The sequence below is a fragment of the Ralstonia sp. VS2407 genome (assembly GCF_052950655.1).
Window position 1 is genome coordinate 1 of the sequence record NZ_JBRFVG010000306.1, and the last position, 450, is coordinate 450.

Annotated in this window: 1 pseudogene; it reads right to left on the reverse strand. The window is 67.8% G+C overall.

Annotated features, from left to right (window positions below):
• Positions 1-450 (reverse strand): annotated as a pseudogene (locus tag ACU8YE_RS25190) (isoleucine--tRNA ligase); the annotation flags it as partial.

A 450-nucleotide genomic window follows, 5' to 3' on the forward strand; every position in this document is an offset into this window, starting at 1 on the left:
GGTAGAACGCGGTCGCGTCGACCGCGTCGAGCGCGGTCTCGCGCAGCGTCTTGCCGCCGCCGGCCGGCTGCGTGTCCATGCCGGCGAACCATTGCGACGTCGCGCGGTAGATGATCGGCGTCTTGTGGCGCCAGCAATGCATGTAGCTGTGCGCGTAGCGCTCGTTGCGCAGCAGCGAGCCCGCGGCTTTCAGCGCGTCGACGATCTTCGGGTTCGCGTCCCAGATCGTGAGCCCGCCGAACAGCGGCAGCGATTCGATGTAGCGGCCGTCGCCCATCACCGGGTTGATGATGTCCGAATCGGTCATTCCGTGCGCCTTGCACGACGTGAAATCCTCGACGCCGTACGCGGGCGACGAGTGGACGACGCCCGTGCCGGTGTCGGTCGTCACGTAGTCGCCGAGATAGACGGGCGACGTTCGCTTGTAGCCCGGATGCGCGGCGGCGAGCG